This window comes from Actinomycetota bacterium, assembly GCA_030682655.1.
Classification (GTDB): domain Bacteria; phylum Actinomycetota; class Coriobacteriia; order Anaerosomatales; family JAUXNU01; genus JAUXNU01.
Genome location: JAUXNU010000064.1, coordinates 39,238 through 62,439 on the forward strand (window position 1 = coordinate 39,238; position 23,202 = coordinate 62,439).

Genomic DNA, 23,202 nt, shown 5'->3' on the forward strand with positions numbered 1-23,202 from the left:
CTCCTTGGTTCGGCGCTTGCCGAGGATGTCAGACCGGTGTGAGATGGTATTCGCAGGGGTTGAGCGGGCACCATTCTACTCCAATGCGCGTGCGCGGGGGCGACGGGACTACGTGTGCAATTGGGTAGAACTACCAACAACAGAGACTTGGTAACCTGGCCGCGGCGAAGCTGTTGTGCCTCGCTCGTATGGAGGAGGACGTTCATGAAGAAGGGGAGCATGCGGTGGATACTCGCGGTGCTCGCGCTTGCCGTTCTGGTCGCGGTCGCGATGACAGGATGTTCGAGCGAGACCAAGACCGACACCGGGACGGACACGGGCGGGGCCGAAGAAGCGAAAGGGCCGGTCGTCATCGGCTCGAAGATCGACATCGAAGGCTCGATCCTTGGCCAGATCATCATTCAGGTGCTTGAGAACGATGGGTTCACCGTGACCGACAAGACGCGCACCGGTGCGACGGATGTCGTGCGCAAGGCGCTGCTCGCCGGTGAGATCGACGCATATCCCGAGTACACCGCCAACGCGCTCACGGTCTTCTACGCCGACAAGGAGATTGACCCTGAGACCCTGAAGGACGCTGAGGCCACCTACGCGGAGGCCTCGAAGCTCGACCTCGAGAACGCGGAGATCGTGTGGCTGACGCCTGCGCCTGCGAACAACACGTGGGCGGTGGCGGTACCCAAGGCGCTGGCCGAATCGGACAACCTCGCCACGCTGGAGGACTGGGCGGACTACATCAACGACGGCGGCAAGGTGAAGATCGTCGGATCGCAGGAGTTCTTCGATCGCGCCGACGCGTTCCCGGGCTTCGAGAAGGCCTACGGCTTCAAGCTCAAGTCCGACCAGAAGGTGGCGCTTGCGACCGGGGACACTGCGGTCACCGAGAAGGCGGCCGCCGAGGGCACCGACGGAGCCAACGCGGCGATGGCGTACGGAACAGACGGCACGATCGCGGCACTGGATCTCGTCGTTCTCGGTGATCCGCTCGGCGTTCAGCCTATCTACCAGCCGGCGCCGACGTTCCGCAAGGCGATCATCGACACGTATCCGGAGATCGAGACGTTGCTCAACCCCGTGTTTGGCGAGCTCGATCTCGAGACGCTGCAGGGCCTCAACGCCCAGGTGTCCGTTGAAGGCAAGGACGCCGCCGTCGTGGCCGCGGAGTGGCTCAAGACCGTCGGCGTCCTGAAGTAGAAGGAAGCGAGAGATAGTAGCTCATCCCAAGCAGGATGTGGGGCAACCCGTCGGGCGTGTTGACCGTGTCGCCGCGTTCGGGGCGGTCGTGGCGCTGGCGGGCTGTTTCGTGCTCCCGTTCGTCGAGTTTCGCGCGAACCGCATTGTCAGTGGGACGCCCCAGACCATCGCGGTCGCCGGGACGTGGGGTTGGGCGCTCGTCGCCGTGTGTGTGACCGGCTTGGCTGCGGCCATTGCATCGCCGGCCGCTCGACGCGGTGCCCTTGTGCTCGCCGCGGGCGTGGCGACGGCTTCCTTGCTGCCCTGGGCTCTCGGGTCGGCTGCCGTGTCGCTGCAGGCTGGAACCGATGCGGTGTCGCGCGTCTCTGTCGGAGATGGGTCATGGCTCGTGCTCGTGGGCGCGGTGATTGTGCTCTTCCAGGGCTCCCGCTCCCGCCCGCCCGCGTGGCTACGGTGGTGCGCACTCGCCGCCGTGGCGGTTGCGTGGGCTCTCTCGGCGACAGCCGGCGGACTTGCCGAGCTCTCACTCGCCAAGGAGTTCGCCGCTCAGTCGCGACGGTTCTGGCAACTTGTGGGCGAACACCTTGTGCTCTCAAGCGCGGGACTGGCGTTCGGCGTGTTGTTTGGTGTGCCGCTCGGTGTGCTCGCGTCCCGCAACCGCATCGTGCGCAACGCAACGCTTTCGGTGGTCGGAACACTGCAGACAGTCCCGTCGCTCGCGCTCCTTGGCCTGCTCGTGTTCCCACTCACCGCGGTCGGGCTGCACGGGATCGGTTCCACGCCTGCGATCATCGCGCTGACGCTCTATGCGCTGCTGCCTGTCGTTCGCAACACGTACGTGGGACTCGCGGGGGTCGATCCCGCGGCGCTCGACGCGGGACGCGGTATGGGCATGAGTCGGGCGCAGCTTCTGTTACGGGTCGAGGCGCCACTTGCGCTGCCGCTCGTGCTCGAAGGCGTGCGTGCGGCAGCCGTGCTCGTGATCGGCATCGCGGCGGTCACCGCGTTCGTGGGCGCGGGCGGCCTGGGCATCCTCGTGTTCCAGGGCTGGGGTCAGCAGGCCGATGACCTCACGCTCCTCGGCGCAATACCGATGGTGGTGCTCGCTGTTGTCGCTGATGCTGCATTGCGCCTGCTCACCGCGCTCGTTGTCTCGCCCGGAATTCGCGAGGAGGTTGCATGATCCGCTTGCAGGACGTGACCAAGCGCTATGGGGATGCGATCGCCGTCGACAGCGTGAGCTTCGAGGTGCCCCGGGGCGAAGTGTGCGTGCTCATCGGTCCTTCCGGCTGCGGCAAGACCACGACGCTTCGGATGATCAACCGGCTCATCGAGCCCACCAGCGGCTCGATCGAGGTCGAGGGCCAAGACATCATGAGCGTGCGGCCCGAGGAGCTGCGCCGCCATATCGGCTACGTCATCCAGTCGGTCGGCCTGTTCCCGCACCTCACCGTTGCCGACAACATCGCGACTGTGCCCCGTCTCCTTGGCTGGCGCGATGATCGCATGCGTTCGCGCGTGATGGAGCTGCTCGATCTCGTGGGGCTTGCGCCCGATGACTATGCGGCCAAGTACCCGCGGCAGCTTTCCGGCGGTGAGGCGCAACGCGTCGGGGTGGCCCGCGCGCTGGCCGCAGACCCGCCGGTGCTGCTCATGGACGAGCCGTTCGGCGCGGTCGACCCGCTCAACCGCAATCGCCTCCAGATGGAGTTCGCGCGTATCCAGCGCGAGCTGCGCAAGACCGTCATCTTCGTGACGCACGACGTCGATGAGGCCATCCGGCTTGCGGATCGAATCGCCCTCATGCGCGATGGCCGACTGCAGCAGTACGACACACCGGAGGTCTTGCTCGATCATCCCGTCAGCAAGTTCGTTCACGACTTCATGGGTGCAGATCGCGCACTCAAGCGTCTCGGCCGCGTGCTGGTCGAGGATGTCATGCGTCGCGACATCGAGACCGCGCGCATCGACGACTCCGGCGCGATCGACCGCGCTGCCTGCGGAGACGAGCGCTTCGTCTACCTGGTCGATCATGCCGGCATGTTGCGAGGGTGGGTGGACTGCCAGGACCTCGACGAGGGGCACGCGGTCGAAGACGCCGTCACCGAGGTGGACTGGCGAGAGGTCAGCATCGGCCCGGACACATCTCTGAAAGACGCGCTCTCGGCGATGATCGGCCTCGGGTTCCGCTCGATTCCGGTGACCGATCGTGGCAGGCTCGTCGGCGCGGTCGCGCTTTCCGGCATCGAGGCCACGATGACGGGCGCGGACTCGCACATCTCACAGCTGGCCGAGGAGAACGGGAGCGAATCGCTGTGAACGCCGCGGCCGACACCCCGCGCAAGCGTTGGTGGCCCCCTGCGGTGATCGTCACGCTCGCCGTCGCCTTCGCGTGGCTCGTGACGCAACAGCAGCTGTGGGAGAGTGTGCTTGGCGGCATGTTTCCCGGCGAACGCGCAGCGATCTACCCGGTGCCGCTTGCCGCACTGACGTTGCAGCACCTGGCGATCGTAGGCATATCCAGCGGGCTCACGATTCTCGTTGGCATCCCGCTCGGCATCTGGGTCACCCGCGCATCGGGACGGGACTTCCGTGACATCGTCGCGGCCGGCGTGGACTTCGGGCAGACGTTCCCGCCGGTCGCCGTGCTCGCGCTCATGATGCCCATCCTTGGCTTCGGGCTTCGTCCGGCGGTCGTGGCGCTGTTCCTGTACGGCCTGTTCCCAGTGGTCAGCAACACAGTCGCCGGGCTTGAGGCCGTGCCCGCCACGCTCAAGGACGCGGCGCGAGGGATGGGGATGGGACGTGCACGGATCTTGCTGACGCTCGAGCTGCCGCTTGCGGCACGCGTGATCATGGCGGGCGTGCGGACCTCGGTCATCATCAACATCGGCACCGCGACCGTAGCCGCCGCGGTGGGTGCGGGTGGTCTTGGCGACCCGATCATCGGCGGTATCCAGGTGCAGAATCTTGCGTACGTGTTCGAAGGGGCGCTGGTCGCGGCTGTGCTTGCAGTTCTAGCCGACGCCGCGCTTGCGCAGGCGGAGACGGCGCTCGCGCCGAGGGGCGTCTGATCCGGCACGAGGCCAGGTTGCTTGCGGAGGCATAAGCACGAGTGATACGGTGAATAAGCACAACACATTCCTCGGTAAGGTATCGCGTGAACAAGACGCAGCTCGCTCCGGCTGACACCCTCACAACCCCATGCTTCGCGGGCGCATCCGAACTTGCGGAGACCGCGTTTCTGCGCGGCAAGACCCTCTACGAAGAAGGCATGTTCTGCTGCGAGGCCGTGCTCTCTGTCGTCAACGAAGCAGCCGGTACGCCGTTCCCACCAGATGTCATGAGGCTCGGAAGCGGATTCTGGGGAGGTCTGGCGGGGGACGGCTCAACATGTGGCGCCCTGGTCGGCTCGATCATGGCCATCGGCCTGCTCGCCGGACGTACCGCCACCAACGGTGAGTGGGAGAGCTGCACGGATGCGTCGGAGGAGATTCGCACCAGGTTCCGCGAGGCCTGCGGCGGTGTGAGCTGCGGCGGGCTCGTGCGGCCCTTCGGCGGGATGGACGGCGAGGGCCGCCGCGGCAGATGCGCCGAGATCACCGGAACCGCCTCGGCACTCGTGATCGCGCTTGCCGAGGAGCGCGGCTGGCTGTAACGCCGCCCTGGTCATGGGTCGGCACTCGCCCTACTCTAAGGCGATGAGTGACCTCGCAGACACCGTTCGCGATACGTCCGCCGCATACGACATGCTGCCCGCAGGCGGCATCGTCCTTGTGCTCGTTTCGGGCGGGGCCGACAGCACCGGGCTTCTCCGTTTGCTGATGTCGGGCGACATAGGCACCGGGTTCGCGATTCACGTCTTGCACGTCAATCACCTGCTTCGCGGCGCCGACTCCGAATGCGATGAGGAGTTCGTGCGCCGCCTCTGCGAGACACTCAAGGTCCCATTCCACGCGGTGCGCTACGACGTCGCGGCCTTCGCAAGAGACAACGGGCTCAATCTTGAAGACGCCGGTCGGCAGGTCCGGTACCGACTCGCCGAGGAGACCCTCGACAGCCTGTGCGCGGTCGCCGGAGTCCCGCCCGAGCGCGGCCGAATCGCCGTGGCGCACACGCTCGACGACCGCATCGAGACGCTGCTGATGCGCCTCGCACAAGGTACGGGTGCCACCGGTCTCGTGTCGCTGCGGCCGGTACGCGACCGCATCGTCCGCCCGCTCGCCGACGCGGCCCGTGACGACGTGCGCGACTACCTGCGCGCACTGGGCCAGGAGTGGCGCGAGGACGCGAGCAACCTGGATACGACTCGCGTGCGCGCACGCGTGCGCCACGAACTGCTGCCGGTCTTGCGCGACATCAATCCGCAGGTGGACCAGGCCATCGCTCGCACACTGGCGCTTCTGACCGACGAGGATGCGCTGCTCGCGACGATGGGCGCGGCCTTCGCGCGCGACTTCTCGCATGTCTCCCCGGGTGAAGTCGCCTTCGACCGCGCCATGATGGCGACCCTCTCGCGCCCGATGCGGCGACGCGCTATTCGCGCGGCTCTCGCCTCGGCGTTCCCGGAGGCCTCCCGCATCGAGTTCGAGCATGTCGAGGCACTTGTCGATGGACTCTCCTCGGCAAGCTTCGCGCGCGACCTGCCCGACGGCCTCCGGGCGCAGTCCGAGTACGGTAGAATGATTGTCCTGCGCTCGGGGGAAGGGTCTCCGGCGCTGGCACCTTCTTTGCTCCCCATACCGGGCAACCTCGACCTCGCCGGGGTCGGTAGCTTGATCGCCGAGGAGGTGGACCCTTCCGACACGACGGGCACGCCGGACTCCGTGGTCGTGGACGCAGGAGCGGCCGAAGCGTTCGTGGTCGACCGCCCGCGTGACGGTGATCGCATGCGACCGCTTGGTCTCGGCGGCACCAAGAAGCTGCAGGACCTGCTCGTTGACGCGAAGGTTCCGCAGCGGTTCCGGCAGACCACGCCCGTCGTTCGAGATGGCGAAAGTGTCGTGTGGGTGGCAGGTGTTCGCATGGCCGAGGAGTACAGAATCACCGGGGCGACTATTCGTGCGGTCCGGTTGACCTGGGAACGAGGCGGCGGGGACGCTGCGGAAGCCGGATAGGGTACGGAGACTCGTGCCACTTGACTGGGAAGGGCGATGCGCTCGATGCACTCCGACATTGAGAGAGTCATCCTGACCGAGGAAGCGATCCACGAGCGGGTTCGCGAACTCGGCGCACAGATCAGTGCGGACTACGGCGACGATCCCCTGCTCATGATCGCGGTGCTGCGCGGTGCGACGCTGTTCATAGCCGATCTCGCTCGGGCAATCCATACACCGGTCGAGATCGACTTCATGGCAGTATCGAGCTACGGATCGTCAACGAAGTCCTCGGGCGTCGTGCGCATCATCAAGGATCTGGACGAGACGATCGAGGGGCGACACGTCCTGGTCGTAGAGGATATCCTCGACACTGGACTCACCCTCAAGTACCTGCTCAAGAACCTCGCATCGCGCTCTCCGGCATCGCTGGATGTGGTGGCGCTGTTGAGCAAGGAGGGGAAGCAGCGGGTACCTATCACCTGTAGGTACGTGGGATTCGATATCCCCGACGAGTTCGTCGTCGGCTACGGGCTCGACTATGCTGAGAAGTACCGCAACCTGCCCTACATCGGGGTGTTGCGACCGGAGGTCTACGCGGAATAGACGCCGCGCGGCCGCGCAGAGGGAGATCGGCGCTGTGAACAAGAACCTCAGGACTGTCCTGTTCTACCTGCTCATACTTGCTGCGTTCGGGTATGTGGTCGTGAACTTCATCGGCCAACCCGAGGGCCCGACGCAGCTCAAGACCAGCGAGTTCGCGCAGGCGCTCGACGATGGAAGGATCATCTCCGTCGAAGCACGCGCCCGCGACGGCAGGGTCATCGGCACGTTCTATCCCGACGCGGCGGCGCAGAAGCAGGGCCAGGATCGCCAGGCGCCGTTCGAGACCACGTTCATGGGCGAGGACTCCTTCACCGCGCTCATGGGCGAGCATCCCGATGTGGAATACAAGGTAGACCCGCAGACCGGCTTCTCATGGGCCGCGCTGCTCATCCAGCTCGTCCCGGTCGCCCTCATCATCTTCTTCATGCTGTTCTTCCTGAACCAGATGCAAGGCGGCAACTCCAAGGTCATGTCCTTCGGCAAGGCCCGCGCCAAGCGCATGACGCGCGACCAGCCGAGGATCACCTTCAAGGACGTCTCCGGTGTTGATGAGGCCATCGAGGAGCTCGAGGAGATCAAGGAATTCCTCGCCAACCCGGGCAGGTTCCAGGCGCTCGGCGCCAAGATCCCAAAGGGCGTCCTGCTCGTCGGCCCCCCGGGAACCGGCAAGACGCTGCTGGCTCGTGCAGTTGCCGGCGAGGCTGCTGTGCCATTCTTCTCCATCTCCGGTTCCGACTTCGTCGAGATGTTCGTCGGCGTCGGCGCCTCCCGCGTGCGCGATCTGTTCGAACAGGCCAAGGCTGCTGCGCCTTGCATCATCTTCATGGACGAGATCGACGCGGTCGGCCGTCAGCGCGGCGCCGGTCTTGGCGGTGGGCACGACGAGCGCGAGCAGACCCTGAACCAGCTGCTTGTCGAGATGGACGGTTTTGACATCAACGCCAACGTCATCCTCATCGCCGCGACGAACCGCCCCGATATTCTCGACCCGGCGCTGCTTCGCCCCGGTCGTTTCGACCGCCAGATAGTGGTCGACCGCCCCGACCGCAGGGGGCGCGAGGGCATTCTCAAGATCCACACCAAGGGCAAGCCCCTCGCCGATGAGATCGACCTCGAGGTGCTTGCACGCCGCACCCCCGGCTTCACCGGTGCCGATCTCGCGAACCTGGTCAACGAGGCGGCTCTGCTTGCCGCGCGCCACGGCAAGAAGAAGATCGACATGGTAGAGCTCGAGGAGGCGATCGAGCGCGTCATTTCCGGCCCCGAGCGCAAGAGCCGGCTCATCTCCGACGAGGAGAAGAAGATCATCGCATACCACGAGTCGGGCCACGCGCTCGTTGGCCACATGCTGCCCAATACCGACCCCGTGCACAAGATCAGCATCATCGCGCGCGGCCAGGCTCTCGGCTACACGCTCTCGCTGCCCAGCGAAGACCGCTTCCTCAACTCCAGAAGCCAGATGCTCGACAACATCGCCATGATGCTCGGCGGTCGCGTTGCCGAGGAGATCGCCATCGGTGACATCACGACCGGTGCGAGCAATGATATCGAGCGTGCCACCAAGGCCGCCAAACAGATGGTCACCCGCTACGGAATGTCGGAGAAACTCGGCCCGCAGACTTTCGGTGATGCGAACCATGAGGTCTTCCTTGGCAGGGACTTCTCGGCGAATGCCGACTACAGTCCGGAGATCGCTTTCGAGATCGACAAGGAGATCCGACGGTTGATCGACGAGGGCTTTGACAAGGCTCACACGATCCTGACAGAGAGACGCGAACAGCTCGATCTTATGGCGCGTGTGCTGATCGAGCGCGAAACGGTGGACAAGGAAGAACTCGAGGCGCTGCTTGAGGGACGTTGGAACGAGTATGAGGCTGAACACCCGGCGGAGGCCGAGGCTGAGTCCGCCGGAGACGAGGCCGACGAAGCCTCCGAGCCATCGGCGAGCGGCGAGTCAGACGCGCCGGGCGCACCGGACACGCCCGAAGCACCGGGAGTTCCGCCTGTCATCAGCAGCGTCTAGCTAGTCCGGTGGGTTCCGGTCGTAGATGGCCGTATCCGGCTCGCGTGTCAGCCTGACAGGCTATACTGATGCAGGCGCGGCTCCTTGGGGGATGGGTCGCCGCAGAAGTCCGAGGCATACCGGGGGCCAGGGTGGAACCTGCACACCGTGCTACCCAACGCACTGCTGCACAGCCGGGTGGACGGAGAGCCGAAGGGGCGTCCCGTCGCCGGGTTCTGTCCGTTCCCACGCACTGGCTCTGGTTTCTCGGCCGGGACAACCGGCGATGGCGCCAGGGCGACTTGATCGCCGCACTCAATGACGTCGCCGCAGCGGTCTCGTCCTCCGTCTCGCTCGAGGATGTGCTCGAGACGATCGTTGATCGGGCGAAGTGGATCACCAACACAGAGAAGGCGACACTCGTTCTGACCGAGGAGCACAGCACCGAACTCGATCAGGAAACCATGGTAGTCAAGGGCAGTCGCGACGAGCATCCCCAGGAGTGGTGGGAGGCTCAGCTCGAAGACATCGCCGCGGATGTATTCTCAACCGGCGAGACCTGTCTGGCACTCAACAAGGAGAACGATGCGTGGCTCCTATGTGCGCCCATCCGGGTGAAGGACCGTCCGGTCGGCCTCTTGGGCGCCATCAATTCGCGGGCGCATCCCTTCACCGAGGACCACATCGACTTCCTGGCGATTCTAGCGGCGTTCGCCGCGACCACCATCGAGAATTCGCGACTGGCCGAGCAGACCAAGTACGTGCTCTTGGCGAGCGAGCGAGACCGGATCGCCCGGGAGATGCACGACGGGATATCGCAGTCACTGTTCAGCGTCGCCCTGGGTCTCGAGGTCTGCAAGAAGCAGATCTACCGCGATCCCAACTCGGTGGCCGAACGACTGAACGAACTGCAGGAGTCCGTCGACCTTAGCCGCAGTGAGCTACGGAGGTTCATCTACGATCTCAGACCGGTGAAGCTGCAGGAACTGGGACTCGTGGGTGCCGTCGAGTATTGGATCCACGAGGTCACGGCTGGCGAGCGGGTGGAAGGCAAGGTGGTCATCGAGGGCGAGCGACGGCACATGGGGCCGAGCGCCGAGGCTTGCCTCTACCGTGTCGCCAAGGAGTCCGTCAGCAACGTCGTGAAGCACGCGAACGCGCAGTCAGTACTGGTACATGTGCTGTACACGTGTGAAGGTGTCGAGCTTCGAATCGTCGACGACGGCGATGGTTTCGACCTGGAAGCAGTGCGAGAGCGCCTCAGGTCTGGGGTATCGCTCGGCCTGAACAGCATCGAGGAGCGAGTCTCGCGCGAGAATGGGACGATAGACATTCACAGCTCCGTTGGTAGCGGCACAACTGTCCACGTCGTACTCCCCGGGTAGGAGAGAGCCATGTCGCACATCAGGGTGTTCATAGCCGATGACCACGAACTCGTGCGTCTGGCTCTTCGGACACTGCTCGAGGCCGAACCCGACATAGAAGTGGTCGGAGAGGCGCCCGATGGCGTACAGGCGATTGAGGGAGTGAACGAGACCAAACCAGACGTGCTTCTTCTGGACATGCGTATGCCCGAGGCAGATGGCGTTGAGGTGTGTAGCCGACTGAGTGAGAGCTGCGCATCGACGCATATCCTCGTCCTGACGAGCTATGACGATGACGACGAGGTCTTCGGCGTGCTCGCGGCCGGGGCAAGCGGGTACATCCTGAAAGACACGCGCTCCGAGACGGTCGTCCAGGCCGTGCGCTCGGTTGCAGACGGCCAGTCGGTATTCGACTTCAAGGTGGCAAAGAGGGTCATCAGCGGACCCAAGAATGGCGAGGACCAGGCGGGGTCTTCAGAGCACGAGTTGCTGTCCGAGCGCGAGATGGAGGTCTTGAGGCTCATGTCGAAGGGCATGAGCAACAAGGAGATCGGTCGTGCGCTCTGGATAGGTGAGACGACCGTGAAGACGCACGTGAGCCACATACTGCGCAAGCTAGAGCAGGGCGACCGCACGCAAGCGGTTCTCGCTGCGGTGAAGCTAGGAATCGTGTCGCTCGGTGGCGAGGCCCGCACCAAGTAGCGTCCTCCGACCGGACGCGTTTCCTGCCGGACCATCATCCACCTGGATGATGGTCTATTCATACCATCGGAAGCGGCTTTCGAACCCGTGCACGATGTGCGCAAGGCCGCAACAGGGGGAAACTCGTTTCAGTATTCGATTGGCCGCCCGCTCACGCACGCGTGAATCGGGTGGACTTAGGGAGATCGGGCAGGAACGTCCGCTCCCGGGGGAGGGAGGTGTACTTCGCATGTTGACCAAGCTGTATGTACGCATGAGCAAGATGTTCGTTTCTGATGAGGGCGCAACCGCCGTTGAGTACGGCATCATGGTTGCTCTCATCGCGGTCGTTATCATTCTCGCTGTCACGGCTATCGGAACGAACCTGGAAGTTGTGTTCACCACGATTAGCGACACATTGGCGGGTCTGTAGGTCCGCTGCAGGCTTCTTTCCAACATACTCTTTGCGAGATGTGGGGCTGTGTATGTGTCACGGCCCCACATCTGCGCAAGGAAGTGCGTCTCGAAAGAAGGGGTGAGTGTGGGACGATTTCGGCGCGGACTGAACGAAGACCAGGGAGCAAGCGCGGTCGAATTCGCCCTGGTCGCGCTCATCCTCGTAATGCTGCTGACCGGCATCACGCAGTTCGGCATGGTGTTCTTCCAGTATCTCGAGGTCTCGCACTCTGCCCGAGAGGGCGCGAGGTGGGCCTCTCTGGGGGAGCTTGCCGGAAGCGTTGCGCAACCCAAAAGCGTTCGTGGGCGTGTTAGCGCTGCGGCTCCCGGCCTGAATCCAGGGCTTACGGATGCACAGATCGTGATCAGTGTCGACGGGACGAGCCGGCAGACCGCCGCACTGCCGGGCGATGCCGGGAAACCGGTCGCCGTCACTGTCAACTATGAAAGCCCCGTGTTCATGCCGCTGATGAGCGAGATCGTCGGTGGCAACACTATTCATCTGCAGAGCACCGCTACGCTCCGAGTGGAGTGAGCAACATGAGGACGAGATTCCACGATGACCAGGGCGCGGTGGCAGTGATAGTCGCGATCCTGCTCATCGTCTTCATTGGCCTGTCCGCGGTTGTTGTAGACGCGGGCTACTGGTACACGGTGAGGCGACAGCTTCAGACCGCGGCCGATGCCGCGGCGCTTGCCGGCTGCCAGGACCTTATCCTCGACAAGAGTGATGCCGAGATCTGGGCAACCGTCGAGAGCTATGCAGGCATGAATGCCGTCATTCCGGCGAATAGCATCACGGTGATCGCGCCGAGTTCGGGCGGGCTCAGCGACATCACGTCCGATTCGGTGAAGGTGGCCGTTGGGACGGAATCGCGTTCGTTCTTTGGCCGGGTGTTCGGGGTCGAGCAGACGACGATCCGTGCCCAGGCGAACGCGAAGATCGGCTATCTGGTAGCTGCAACCACTCCCATGCCTTGGGCGTTGCCGATCCTGCGTGTCACACGCATGACGGCGAGTGTGGGCGGAGGTCCGGAGATTCCGCTGACGGCCGACCCGTCGGGTGTGTGGGGCGGGTATCTGCCGTCGGGGGCGACGGGCAATGTGATAGTCACCGCGTACAACAATCAGACAATCGCCGTTCCCACCGGAGTGCCCGAGATAATCGATCCGGCGGCGCGCATCGTGCGGATCCCGGTGGGTTCGCGCTTCGCGGACGTGAGCTTCGACAAGACGACGGTCACCGCGGGCTTGGGCGAGCGTGTGACGGTCACGGTGTCGCTGACCGGGCCGCTTGCGGTTGGTGAGTCCGTCATCACGCGGATCGACAAGGACGAGGTGACGCTGACTGCTATCGGCGGCAATACCTACCGGGGGACGATTGCTCCACCCACGAAGGCCGCCCTATACGACACGGTGCCGCTCGATGTTGCGATTGTGGAGAAGAAGAAGGACGTCGCGGCCATCAACGGGGTGGCCACGATACTCATCCGGCGTTCCACGTTCCCCGTGAAGGACGTCAAGGTTGCCGGTTCGGTACTTCCGCCGTCATCGAGTCCCTCGCCCTACATCACCGTCTCGCTCAATGACTACGAGTACGGCAAGGTCTACGAACTCAAGGTCGATGGCGGCGCAGGCGAGACCGGCAACTACATGGCGGTCGATTTCCAAATGACACGTCACGAGCCCTACTGGACCAAGCAAGACCCCGTTGAGTATCCCTATCTGCCGGTCGCAGACAACCCATCGTATCTCGACTATATCGCTGGCACATCGCCCCACACGTTCGTCATCCACGTTGGCGACACGCTGTGGACCAAGACCGGAACCGGCCCGGGACCGTCAATCCGCGACGCGCTCGCAGTTCGTTTCGCCGGGGAGGCGGCCAACTTCGACGTCTGGGCGGTGAACAAGCCGGGTAGCAGGCGACTGATCTACGTGCCCGTCACCGAGAGGATCGAACCGCCGGCCGGGGTGTCGCCCCTGCGGGTCGTGAGCTTCGCCATGTTCTACGTCGAGGACATCGACATAGGTGGCGAGGTGCTCATCAAGGGCAGGTTCGTCGAGTACGTATCTCCCGGGTGGGTGGTGTCTTCCACGCCACCGTCTTCCGGACTCGTGATCAAGGCAGCACATCTTGTCTCCGAAGGTTTGAGCTTCTAGTCCCGTGAGTGTGGAGGGCTGACATGCGTACCAAGATAGTGATCCTTGTTGCGGCACTCGTGCTCGGTGGCATCGCGGCTGTACTCGCCGCGAACTACCTGAGCAGTGCGCGCTCGGACATCGTAGCAAGCAACGAGCCCATCGATGTGCTCGTTGCACAAGAAGACATCCCGCGCGGGATGACCGCCGAGGACCTGCTGTCCCAGAAGCTCATCGCTCTTGAGGAAGTGCCGCGCAGGTTCGTGGCCGCCGGGGCCATCTCCTCGGACAAGGGGCTTGAAGGCAAGGTGCTCGTGGCTCCGATGACCACAGGAGAGCAGGTTACCGACAGCCGTTTCGAGGTTCCAAGTACGGCCGGTCTCGCCTATAGCATTCCGAACGAGTACGTGGCGCTCTCGATTCCGGTCGATGAAGTGCGCGGCATATCGGGTCTGGTCAAACCCGGGAACTACGTGGCACTGTTCGCGACCATGCCGACGGATGGCACGACCGAGGGCGAGTTCACCCGGATGCTCCTTGCCGACGTGAAGGTACTCGCCGTTGGCGGGACGATGAATGCAGAGCAGACAACCGCAACAGGGAACGACACGAAGCAGGGCGGGTTGGGGACGACGCGCGATGAGAATACCGGGCAGCCGATGAACACGCGAACGCTCACCATCTCCATAACGCCGGCAGACGCCGAGCGCGTCGTGCTCGCATCGTCGGCGGGGTCGATCTGGGTAGCACTGTTGCCTGCTGCTGCCGAGGAGCTGCCTACGACATCCGGACGCACCGCTGAGACTCTGTTCAAGTAGAGGCTGATCATGGGATTCGTTGCGATAGCAGATACATCAGACAAGTTCGTCACAGGACTCGCTTCTCTCCTGGCTCCTCAAGAGGGCACAGACGTCCGGGCCGGAGAGACAGTCGAGGGTGCAATCAGTGCGGCGGGCGACCCGCACGTAGTGGTGATTGGCCCGTCGGTGGACCCTGAGGCGGGATTCGAGTTCGCCCGTCGTCAGGGGGAACCGCGACGCACCACGGTTGTCGTCGTGGCTCACAATGTGTCCACGGAACTCATGCGTCGGGCCATGCGCGCAGGTGTGGCGGATCTTCTCGATGCGTCGACCGCCGCAACCGACATTCTCGAGGCGGTGGTCACTGCCTACGACGCAGCCGAAGAGACTCGCAGTGCGCCATCCGGCGAGCCTGAGACGGCCGTGGTCTCGCACGGCAGAGTCATCACCGTGTTCAGCATGAAGGGCGGCGTTGGCAAGTCGGTGCTTGCGACGAACATCGCGACGGCGCTAGCGTCCGTCTTTGGCAAGCGCACCGTGCTTATGGACCTCGACCTGCAGTTCGGGGACGTGGGCATCATGCTTGGTCTCGAGCCGACCCGTACGATTGCCGACGCTGTTCATTCGATCGAACGGCTCGATGAGGACCTGCTGGAAGGCTACCTTGTCTCCCACGACTCGGGACTCAAGGCGCTCCTGGCGCCAATCCAGCCCGAGGATGCTGATGCAGTGACCACGAGCCGCGTCACGCGCATCCTCGGTCTGCTGCGCGAGATGTACGAGTACGTCGTCATCGACACCGCGGCCACGTTCGACGAGATCGTGCTGACGGCGCTGGACAAGAGCACTGACATCTATCCGGTAACGATGATGGATGTAGCCAGCATCAAGAACACCCGTATCTCACTCGACAAGCTCGGGCGGCTTGGGTACGCGAACGGGCTGCTGCATCTCGTGCTCAACCGTGCGGACAGCAAGGTGTGGCTGCAGCCCAATGAGGTCGAGAAGGCCGTTGGCCGGCAGGTCTTTGCAAGGATTCCGAGTGACCGCGTCATCCCCAGATCGGTGAACAAAGGGACGCCGGTGGTCATCGACGCACCCAAGTCGGATGTAGCGAAAGTGATGGTCGAACTCGCACGTGGAATCGTGCGGGCGGCGGAGGAGGTGACCACCGATGTCGCTTAGGGAACGCCTTTCAAGTGCGAACGAGGCGCTGCAGGCGAGCACGGAGGGTGAAAGTCGCGCGTCGCTAGACACCAAGGATGCGATCAAGCGCAACATCCACTATCTGCTGATCGAGGAGATGGGTACGGAGATTGATGCGACGCCCGACGATGACCCCTCCCTGCGGTATCGGCTCGAGCACAAGCTGAACGGGCTCCTCGGGCAAGAGACAGCTCCGTTGTCCGCCTCGGACAAGCGCGAGATCGTTGAGGACGTCATCGACAACATCATGGGCTACGGTCCTATCGACCCACTACTGAAGGACCCCACCGTCACTGAGGTCATGGTGAACAACCCCCGCTCGATATTCGTGGAGCGAGCGGGCAAGATCTATCTGACAGAGCGCCGGTTCGTCGACGAGGCGCACTTGCTGCGTGTCATCGACAAGATCGTCAGCCAGATCGGCCGTCGGATCGATGAGAGTTCACCCATGGTCGACGCGCGTCTTCCTGACGGTTCGCGCGTGAACGCCGTCATCGCGCCGCTCGCTATCAATGGGCCGATACTGACGGTTCGCAAGTTCTCTCACGATCCGTTCACTGCCGAGGACCTCATCGCCTTCGGCACGATGAACGAGAAAGTCGCTGACTTCCTCGCTGCATGCGTCATGGGACGACTGAACATCCTCATCTCGGGAGGAACCGGCAGCGGCAAGACCACGTTGCTCAACGTCGTGTCGTCCTACGTTCCCTCGGACGAGCGCGTCGTGACCATCGAGGACGCGGCCGAGCTGCGCCTGCATCAGGACCACGTGCTGAGGCTTGAGTCTCGGCCGGCCAACATCGAGGGGAAGGGCCTCGTGACCATCCGCGACCTCGTGCGCAACTCGCTGCGCATGCGTCCCGATCGCATCATCGTCGGCGAGGTGCGAGGCGGTGAGGCGCTCGACATGCTCCAGGCGATGAACACCGGTCACGATGGCTCTCTGTCGACGGTGCATGCGAACGCTCCCCGTGACGCTCTGGCGCGCCTTGAGACGATGGTGCTCATGAGCGGCGTGGACTTGCCAGTCAGGGCGATTCGCGAACAGGTCTCCTCGGCGCTGGACGTGCTCGTGCACCTCGCACGGCTGCGAGATGGAACCCGGCGTATCGTGCAGATCTCAGAGGTAGAAGGCATGGAGGGTGACACGATCGTTCTGCAGGACCTCTTCTACTTCGACTACTCGATGGGACTCGACGAAGACGGCCGCTTCAAGGGCCGGATCAAGTCGACCGGATTGCGTCCGAAGTTCATGCGGCAGCTGGAAGACCTGGGGGTCACCGTTCCTGTCGAAGAGTTCGAGTACGAGCCGCCGGAACATCGATGAGGTCACGTCGACACACCCTCGTGGCGCTGCTCGTGGCGGGCGCGCTGCTCGGCGCGGGTGCGCCGCTCGCAGCTCCGCTCGCTGCGTCCGCAGCAGGAGACAAGCCGGTTGCGGTCGTGCAGGGCGTTGACACGGCGGCGTTTCCTGAGATCACGCTCGCCGTCACCCTGCCGGCCGAGCTTCTGACGTCGGAACAGCCGGAGTTCGTCCTGACGGAGAACGGCACGTCCGCCAAGGTCGTTTCGGTCACGTCGGATTCCGAGGAGAGCGCTCCGGTGCCGGTTGGCGTCGTGCTTGTGATCGACACGAGTGGCAGCATGGCGGGCGAGTCGATTGATGCGGCGAAGTCAGCGGCCACCGAGTTCGTGCAGACGTTGCGAACCGACTCAAGCGTCGCGCTCGTGACGATCGGGACGAAACCCCGACTGGCGAGCGGTTTCACCACGGACAGGTCGCAGCTTGCTCGCGCGATATCGGGATTGCAGGCCACCGGTGAGACTGCGCTCAACGATGCGGTCGCGATGGCTGCCGAACTCGCGCGCACCTCCGGTTCGAATGTTGCGGGCATCGTCGTGTTGTCCGACGGCGGTGACACCATGAGCCGGTTGTCCATCGACGACGCCGTTCGCGCGGTTGCCACCGTCGGGGTGCCCGTGTTTGCTGTGGCACTCCCGTCATACGAGGCCGACCCGACGGCCTTGCGCCATCTCGCATCAGGCTCGGGCGGTAGACTCGTTGCCATCGACGATGTGGCGGGGCTTCCGGACCTCTACCGCGGGCTCGCCGAGGAGATGCAGAGCAGGTTCGCTGTGACATATCGCAGCGCCCAGCCTCGCACGAAAGACCTCGAAATCGAGGTGACGGCGCGTGCGGGAGGAAACGCTGCCGTGGGCGGTACGGTGGTCCAGAATCCCCTGTACTCTGAGCCGCTCACGCCGGTCGAAGATGTGGCTGTCCCGACAACCGGGCCGATGGAGACAATGACCTTGATCGGGTCGGTAGCGCTTGTCTGGATCTCGATCGCGCTACTTGTTTTCGGCGTGGGTCTGTGGGTCGTGCGACCGAGGACCACACTGGCGCAGCTCAAGTACTACGAGCAGCTCCAGGGAATCTCAGGTGACCTTCCGGCCGTCGAGGACGCGACCGACGACGGGCTGCGCCAGAAGATGGTCGGTGCGGTTGGGTACGTGGCCGGGCGACGCGGGTTGACGGAACTTGTGCGCAAGTGGCTTGAGCGGGCGGGTTTGCCGTTGCGACCTGCCGAGTACATGAGCGGCCACATTCTGTTCGTGGTGGTCACTGGCGTGATCGTGCAGTTAGTCGGATCGCGCTTGTGGCTGTCGCTCCTCGTGGTGTTCGCGGCAACGCTGATTCCCATGCTCATCCTGTCACAACGGGCGCGACGCCGGACCGCGCGTTTCGACGAGCAACTGCCTGACGTGCTCAATCTGGTCTCGGGCTCGCTTCGCAGCGGATGGGGCATGCTGCAGGCGGTGGATCTCGTCGTACAGGAGATGCTCCCGCCAGCCGCGGACGAGTTTCGCAGAGTGCAGACGGAAACGCGGCTCGGTTTGCCAGTAGAAAGCGCGCTGAGGGCCATGGCGGAGCGCGTGGCAAGTGAGGACTTCGCCTGGGCGGTCTCGGCCATCGCCATCCAGCGCGAGGTGGGCGGGAACCTTGCCGAAGTGCTCGACATCGTTGCGACGACGATCCGCGATCGCGGCGCCCTGCGGCGACAGGTCAAGGCCTTGACTGCCGAGGGCAAGCTGTCCGCCTACATCCTAATTGGATTGCCGTTCCTGGAATTGTTCGTGCTCTCCGTCGTGAATCCGAGCTACATGAGTACGCTCTTCACGACGCCCGGTGGTCTCGTGATGTCGACCGTGGGTTTGACTCTGCTCCTCGTGGGGGCGATTTGGTTGAATCGTGCAATGAAGGTGGAGGTCTGAGATGGCGTACGTTGTTGCGGCCCTCGTCTTCGTGTCGGTCTCCACGCTCGTCTACTCCGGACTGGTGGGCGTCTTCTCGGAGGAGCGCCAGGTCTCTCGCCGCTTGCGCAGTATGAGCGAGTACGAGTCGCGTCAGGCCCAGGATGCCGAGCCGCTGCTCAAGCCGTTCAACGAGCGCATTCTCAAGCCCGTGGGTGCCGCCACGATCGGCGGTGCGCGACTGATCTTCCCCTCGGCCCAGCGCGAGGAGATCCGCCGCCAGCTGCGTATCGGGGGCAACCCACGTGGTCTTGACGCCGAACGGTTCTACGTCGTGAAGCTCCTGGCCGGTCTCGGGCTCCTCGGCGTCTTCATGGGGGTGTCGCTTGTATTCCCGCTTTCGCCGATGACATGGCTTCTACTCGTGCTGCCGCTCGTCGGGCTGGCATTCTTCGCACCAGACCTGTGGCTCAGCAGCGTTGTGCGGGAACGGCAGCGCAAGATGCGCCGCGCCCTCCCCGACATGCTCGACATGTTGACGATCAGCGTGGAGGCGGGACTGGGATTCGATGCAGCGATCGCGAAGCTCATCAAGACCACCTCTGGCCCGCTTGCCGAGGAGTTCGGCAGGATGCTGCAGGAAGTCCAGGCCGGCGGCAGTCGTGCGGACGCTCTACGCCACATGGCCGACCGGACCGACGTACCGGAATTGAACACATTCATCATGGCGATCGTCCAGGCTGAGGTGTTTGGCATCTCGGTGTCGAGCGTACTGCGGACCCAGGCGAAGGAGATGCGGATCCGCCGTCGGCAGCATGCCGAGGAGCAGGCGCAGAAGGCGCCGGTCAAACTGGTCTTCCCGCTGGTACTGTGCATTCTTCCAGCGACACTCATCGTTATCCTCGGCCCGGCGGCGGTACGTATCGCGGGCATCTTCGGGTAGCGCCTGTTCCGGAGGACACGCCCCTGTGAGTCTCCCCGTCCTGGCCTGTGGGACTTGCCTGTGGGACTTGCATCGTCGCGCTCTGGCGTGATAGGGCGGTGTCCTTGGTAGACTAGGGCTGTTCGGCAGTGCGGAACCCGGGGAGAGATGGGAGGCTCATGGACCGCGACAAGATCATCGATGGCGTACGGCTGATTCTCGAAGGCATCGGCGAGGACCCGGCACGTGAAGGGCTCGTCGAGACGCCGCGCCGCGTCGCCGACATGTTCGAGGAGATCTTCGCCGGCCTTGGCGAAGACGCGTCCGAGCACCTCCGCGTCACCTTCTCCGAGGACCATCAGGAGATGGTCCTTGTCAGGGACATTCCGCTGTACTCGATGTGCGAGCACCACTTCGTGCCGTTCATCGGCAAGGCACATGTTGCCTATGTCCCCGGCAAGAGCGGGCGCATCTGCGGGCTCTCCAAGCTCGCTCGCGTGGTCGACGTGTTCGCGAAGCGCCCGCAAGTGCAGGAGCGCATGACCTCGCAGATCGCCGACACCATCGTCGCGAACCTCGAGCCCGCTGGTGTCATCGTGGTCATTGAGGCGGAGCATCTGTGTATGTCGATGCGGGGCGTGAAGAAGCCAGGCGCGATTACAACCACCTCTGCGGTGCGAGGCATCTTCGAGCGCAATCCGTCCACCCGCGCGGAAGCCATGTCGCTCATCAAGGGCCGGTAGACGTGTCGCGCATCTGGATCTGCGGTGACTTCGAACTCTCGCTCGAGACGCCTCTCGTCATGGGCGTCCTGAACGTCACGCCCGACTCCTTCTCCGACGGAGGCGAATTCGACGACCCGCTCGTGGCGCGCACTCACGCGCTGCGCATGATCGCCGAGGGCGCTCACATCATCGACGTCGGCGGGGAGTCGACCCGCCCCGGCTCGAAGGAGGTCTCACCTGCCGAGGAGATCTCACGGGTTCGACCCATCATGACGTCGCTTGCGGACGAGATAGCCGTCCCGCTCTCCATCGACACGCGTCACGCCGAAGTAGCCCGCGCCGCCGTCGAGGCGGGAGCCTCCATCGTCAATGACGTGGCGGGATTCCGAGACCCCGAGATGGTCGCGGTCGCCCTCGGCGCATCCGCTGGCCTGGTCGTCATGCACATGCTCGGCGAGCCGAAGACGATGCAAGAAGAGCCGCGCTACGACGATGTCGTCGACGAGGTGCGCGGCTATCTGGATCGGCAAGCGCAAGCCCTCGTGAGGGCGGGAGTTGCGCCGGAGCGAATCTGCGTGGATCCCGGCATCGGCTTCGGCAAGACGCTCGAAGACAACCTTGCACTCCTTCGTAGTCTGCCCGAGATAGCGGACCTGGGATTCCCGGTGCTTGTCGGCACGTCGCGCAAGCGCTTCATCGGCGAGATCACGGGTGTGACCGATCCGCGCGGGCGGCTCGGAGGCAGCATCGCAGCCGCGGCCTGGGCTGCGGCACATGGTGCGGACATCGTCAGGGCGCACGACGTGGCCGACACCGTGTGTGCTGTCCAGGTTGCGGTCGCTATCAAAGGGGAGTGAGCGCGTGTACGTCTTCATCGGTCTCGGGTCGAACATGGGTGACCGCCTTGGCATGCTCACCGAGGCGCTGAGCCGCATCGACCAGACAGAGCACACGGCTCTCCTTGGCGTGTCACGCGTGTACGAGTCGGAGCCGTGGGGGGCGGCCGACCAGCCGCTCTTTGCGAACGCGGCCGCGCTCCTGGACACCGAGCTGTCGCTCGACGTGCTGCTCGAAGCGCTCAAGGACATCGAGAGCGAGATGGGGCGCGACCACGACGGGCCGCGCAACGGGCCGCGGGTGATCGACCTCGACATCCTGCTTGCGGGCGACGAGGAGTGGGAGACCGAGAACCTGACTGTCCCGCATCCCCGCATGGCCGAGCGTGACTTCGTGATCACGCCGCTGCTCGAGCTGGCGCCGTATGCCGAATGGCCCGACGGCACGCCGGTGACGCGCGAGAAGGCTCGCGTCGGGCGCGTGAAGGGTGTCCTCGGGCGCGTGCCCGCCTTCGAGGACCGCCTGGGCGATCCCGGTCTGGCCGAGGAGGACTCGTCGCGGCGGTCAGACGGTTCGCCTCGGCGCTCACCCCTGCCCGGCGAGGAGTGGCTGCCGGTCTTTCAGTATGGGCGCGAGCCGGGGATGTTCATGTACGTGGCGCTTCCCGGTCCCGCACTCGGGGCGCACAGGCCGAGCGTCGATGCCTCCTTCGCGCAGATGGTCCTCGATCAGATGGGCGTGCCGCACGAATGGGACCCGTTCCCGCCCGACCAGACGAGCGATCCGTACGGCTTCTCACGGCGGTTCCGCCTGATGGTTCCCGCGTCGATGGCCGCCGAGGCCCAGCGGACGATCGCCGAGGCCACCTCGGCACCGATCGACTGGACCGACCCGGGGCTGCGGCGGTAGGGATCCCGCAGGTGGTGGTATACTCTCAGTCCCCCGTGTGGGGCCGCTTGGACCTCGGATACGCCGGGGCTGAGACGGCAGGATCGGGAAGGAGTGTCGCCATGAGCGCCACCGTACCTCTTGACCCCTCGCGTTCAGTCACCACGACGTCACTGCGCGCCATGAAGGCGGCCGGCCGGCCGATCGTCATGGTCACCGCCTACGACGCGCCCTCTGCTCGTCTCGTCGACGCTGCCGGCGTGGACGCCATCCTTGTGGGCGATTCCCTCGGGATGGTCGTCCTTGGTCACGAGTCCACGCTGCCGGTCACGATGGACGACATGCTGCACCACACCGCCGCGGTCGCCCGCGGTGCGAAGCGCGCACTCGTGATCGCCGACATGCCGTTCATGTCGTTCCAGGTCACGCCCGAAGACGCGATACGCAACGCCGGACGATTCATGGCCGAGGCGGGCGCGCACGCCGTCAAGATCGAGGGCGGCGCCCGGGTCGCAGCGGTCGTTCGCCGGATGGCCGACGCCGGCATTCCTGTGATGGGACACGTCGGGCTCACGCCGCAGTCGGTGCACCAGCTCGGAGGCTACAAGGTCCAGGCCAAGGAGACCGCCGCCGCCCTCACGCTGCTCGAAGACTGTCGCGCGCTCGAAGAGGCCGGAGCGTTCGCCATCGTGCTCGAGTGCATCCCGGCCGAACTCGCTGCACTCGTGAGCGCCGAACTCGCCATCCCGACCATCGGCATCGGCGCGGGCTGCGGTTGCGACGGGCAGGTGCAGGTCTTCCACGACCTCCTTGGCCTGGGGGATTTCACGCCGAAGCACGCCAGACGCTACGCCGAGATCGGCGATGCGATCCGCGAGGCGGTCGCTGCCTACGCCGACGACGTGCGCGGTCACGTCTTCCCTGCCGAGGAGAACTCCACGCACCTGGACGCTGCCGTGGCGCGCGAGGTCGAGCAGCTGAGCGGGCGCGGTTTGCGCGCGGTGTCCAGTGCCGAGGGCATGGAGTAG

General features: G+C 64.4%; 22 protein-coding genes. All 22 read left to right on the plus strand.

The genetic code is table 11. The features are described from left to right. The first annotated feature begins 204 nt into the window (after nucleotides 1-204). The 22 genes from Q8K99_04050 (at nucleotide 205) to panB (ending at nucleotide 23,202) form a co-directional block, all read left to right on the plus strand. Entirely contained in the window at nucleotides 205-1,194 is a 990-nt protein-coding gene (locus tag Q8K99_04050) for an ABC transporter substrate-binding protein (GenBank protein MDP2181724.1), read from the plus strand. Between the two features lie 37 nt (nucleotides 1,195-1,231). Then, on the plus strand, nucleotides 1,232-2,377 hold the full coding sequence (locus Q8K99_04055) for an ABC transporter permease (protein ID MDP2181725.1): 1,146 nt from the start codon (nucleotides 1,232-1,234) through the stop codon (nucleotides 2,375-2,377). Then, nucleotides 2,374-3,513 carry an ABC transporter ATP-binding protein gene (locus Q8K99_04060; GenBank protein ID MDP2181726.1) on the plus strand — a complete coding sequence of 380 codons (1,140 nt, stop codon included), beginning with the start codon at nucleotides 2,374-2,376 and terminating at the stop codon, nucleotides 3,511-3,513. The genes Q8K99_04055 and Q8K99_04060 overlap by 4 nt, the downstream gene beginning before the upstream one ends. Then, nucleotides 3,510-4,268, plus strand: a complete 759-nt coding sequence (locus Q8K99_04065) for an ABC transporter permease (GenBank protein MDP2181727.1) — start codon at nucleotides 3,510-3,512, stop codon at nucleotides 4,266-4,268. The genes Q8K99_04060 and Q8K99_04065 overlap by 4 nt, the downstream gene beginning before the upstream one ends. Nucleotides 4,269-4,354: 86 nt before the next feature. Next, on the plus strand, nucleotides 4,355-4,852 hold the full coding sequence (locus Q8K99_04070) for a C-GCAxxG-C-C family protein (GenBank protein MDP2181728.1): 498 nt from the start codon (nucleotides 4,355-4,357) through the stop codon (nucleotides 4,850-4,852). Between the two features lie 43 nt (nucleotides 4,853-4,895). Continuing rightward, nucleotides 4,896-6,311 carry a tRNA lysidine(34) synthetase TilS gene (gene tilS, locus Q8K99_04075; GenBank protein ID MDP2181729.1) on the plus strand — a complete coding sequence of 472 codons (1,416 nt, stop codon included), beginning with the start codon at nucleotides 4,896-4,898 and terminating at the stop codon, nucleotides 6,309-6,311. Between the two features lie 45 nt (nucleotides 6,312-6,356). Further along, complete coding sequence (gene hpt / locus Q8K99_04080) at nucleotides 6,357-6,896, plus strand: hypoxanthine phosphoribosyltransferase (GenBank protein MDP2181730.1); 540 nt, start codon at nucleotides 6,357-6,359, stop codon at nucleotides 6,894-6,896. Nucleotides 6,897-6,990: 94 nt separating this feature from the next. Then, nucleotides 6,991-8,919: an ATP-dependent zinc metalloprotease FtsH gene (ftsH, locus tag Q8K99_04085; GenBank protein MDP2181731.1), complete on the plus strand. Its 1,929-nt coding sequence runs from the start codon at nucleotides 6,991-6,993 to the stop codon at nucleotides 8,917-8,919. A 281-nt stretch (nucleotides 8,920-9,200) separates the two neighbouring features. Further along, entirely contained in the window at nucleotides 9,201-10,283 is a 1,083-nt protein-coding gene (locus Q8K99_04090; GenBank protein MDP2181732.1) for a GAF domain-containing sensor histidine kinase, read from the plus strand. A gap of 9 nt (nucleotides 10,284-10,292) precedes the next feature. Then, nucleotides 10,293-10,964, plus strand: coding sequence for a response regulator transcription factor (locus Q8K99_04095; protein MDP2181733.1), 672 nt, complete (start codon nucleotides 10,293-10,295; stop codon nucleotides 10,962-10,964). Nucleotides 10,965-11,193: 229 nt separating this feature from the next. Beyond that, nucleotides 11,194-11,376 (plus strand): Flp family type IVb pilin, encoded by a 183-nt coding sequence (locus tag Q8K99_04100; protein ID MDP2181734.1) that lies wholly within the window; start codon nucleotides 11,194-11,196, stop codon nucleotides 11,374-11,376. Between the two features lie 108 nt (nucleotides 11,377-11,484). Beyond that, on the plus strand, nucleotides 11,485-11,934 hold the full coding sequence (locus tag Q8K99_04105) for a TadE/TadG family type IV pilus assembly protein (GenBank protein ID MDP2181735.1): 450 nt from the start codon (nucleotides 11,485-11,487) through the stop codon (nucleotides 11,932-11,934). Between the two features lie 5 nt (nucleotides 11,935-11,939). Beyond that, nucleotides 11,940-13,562 carry a pilus assembly protein TadG-related protein gene (locus Q8K99_04110; GenBank protein MDP2181736.1) on the plus strand — a complete coding sequence of 541 codons (1,623 nt, stop codon included), beginning with the start codon at nucleotides 11,940-11,942 and terminating at the stop codon, nucleotides 13,560-13,562. A gap of 23 nt (nucleotides 13,563-13,585) precedes the next feature. Further along, nucleotides 13,586-14,359 carry a Flp pilus assembly protein CpaB gene (cpaB, locus tag Q8K99_04115; protein MDP2181737.1) on the plus strand — a complete coding sequence of 258 codons (774 nt, stop codon included), beginning with the start codon at nucleotides 13,586-13,588 and terminating at the stop codon, nucleotides 14,357-14,359. A 9-nt stretch (nucleotides 14,360-14,368) separates the two neighbouring features. Beyond that, nucleotides 14,369-15,526 (plus strand): P-loop NTPase, encoded by a 1,158-nt coding sequence (locus Q8K99_04120; protein ID MDP2181738.1) that lies wholly within the window; start codon nucleotides 14,369-14,371, stop codon nucleotides 15,524-15,526. After that, a complete protein-coding gene (locus Q8K99_04125) occupies nucleotides 15,516-16,874 on the plus strand; it encodes a CpaF family protein (protein ID MDP2181739.1) in 1,359 nt (452 codons plus the stop codon). The genes Q8K99_04120 and Q8K99_04125 overlap by 11 nt, the downstream gene beginning before the upstream one ends. Beyond that, nucleotides 16,871-18,823, plus strand: a complete 1,953-nt coding sequence (locus tag Q8K99_04130; GenBank protein ID MDP2181740.1) for a VWA domain-containing protein — start codon at nucleotides 16,871-16,873, stop codon at nucleotides 18,821-18,823. The genes Q8K99_04125 and Q8K99_04130 overlap by 4 nt, the downstream gene beginning before the upstream one ends. Nucleotide 18,824: 1 nt before the next feature. Next, nucleotides 18,825-19,745, plus strand: coding sequence for a type II secretion system F family protein (locus Q8K99_04135; protein MDP2181741.1), 921 nt, complete (start codon nucleotides 18,825-18,827; stop codon nucleotides 19,743-19,745). 158 nt (nucleotides 19,746-19,903) lie between these two features. Continuing rightward, nucleotides 19,904-20,467 carry a GTP cyclohydrolase I FolE gene (gene folE, locus Q8K99_04140; protein MDP2181742.1) on the plus strand — a complete coding sequence of 188 codons (564 nt, stop codon included), beginning with the start codon at nucleotides 19,904-19,906 and terminating at the stop codon, nucleotides 20,465-20,467. A 2-nt stretch (nucleotides 20,468-20,469) separates the two neighbouring features. After that, on the plus strand, nucleotides 20,470-21,306 hold the full coding sequence (gene folP / locus Q8K99_04145) for a dihydropteroate synthase (GenBank protein MDP2181743.1): 837 nt from the start codon (nucleotides 20,470-20,472) through the stop codon (nucleotides 21,304-21,306). Between the two features lie 4 nt (nucleotides 21,307-21,310). Beyond that, nucleotides 21,311-22,195: a 2-amino-4-hydroxy-6-hydroxymethyldihydropteridine diphosphokinase gene (gene folK / locus Q8K99_04150; GenBank protein MDP2181744.1), complete on the plus strand. Its 885-nt coding sequence runs from the start codon at nucleotides 21,311-21,313 to the stop codon at nucleotides 22,193-22,195. 101 nt (nucleotides 22,196-22,296) lie between these two features. Then, nucleotides 22,297-23,202 carry a 3-methyl-2-oxobutanoate hydroxymethyltransferase gene (panB, locus tag Q8K99_04155; protein MDP2181745.1) on the plus strand — a complete coding sequence of 302 codons (906 nt, stop codon included), beginning with the start codon at nucleotides 22,297-22,299 and terminating at the stop codon, nucleotides 23,200-23,202.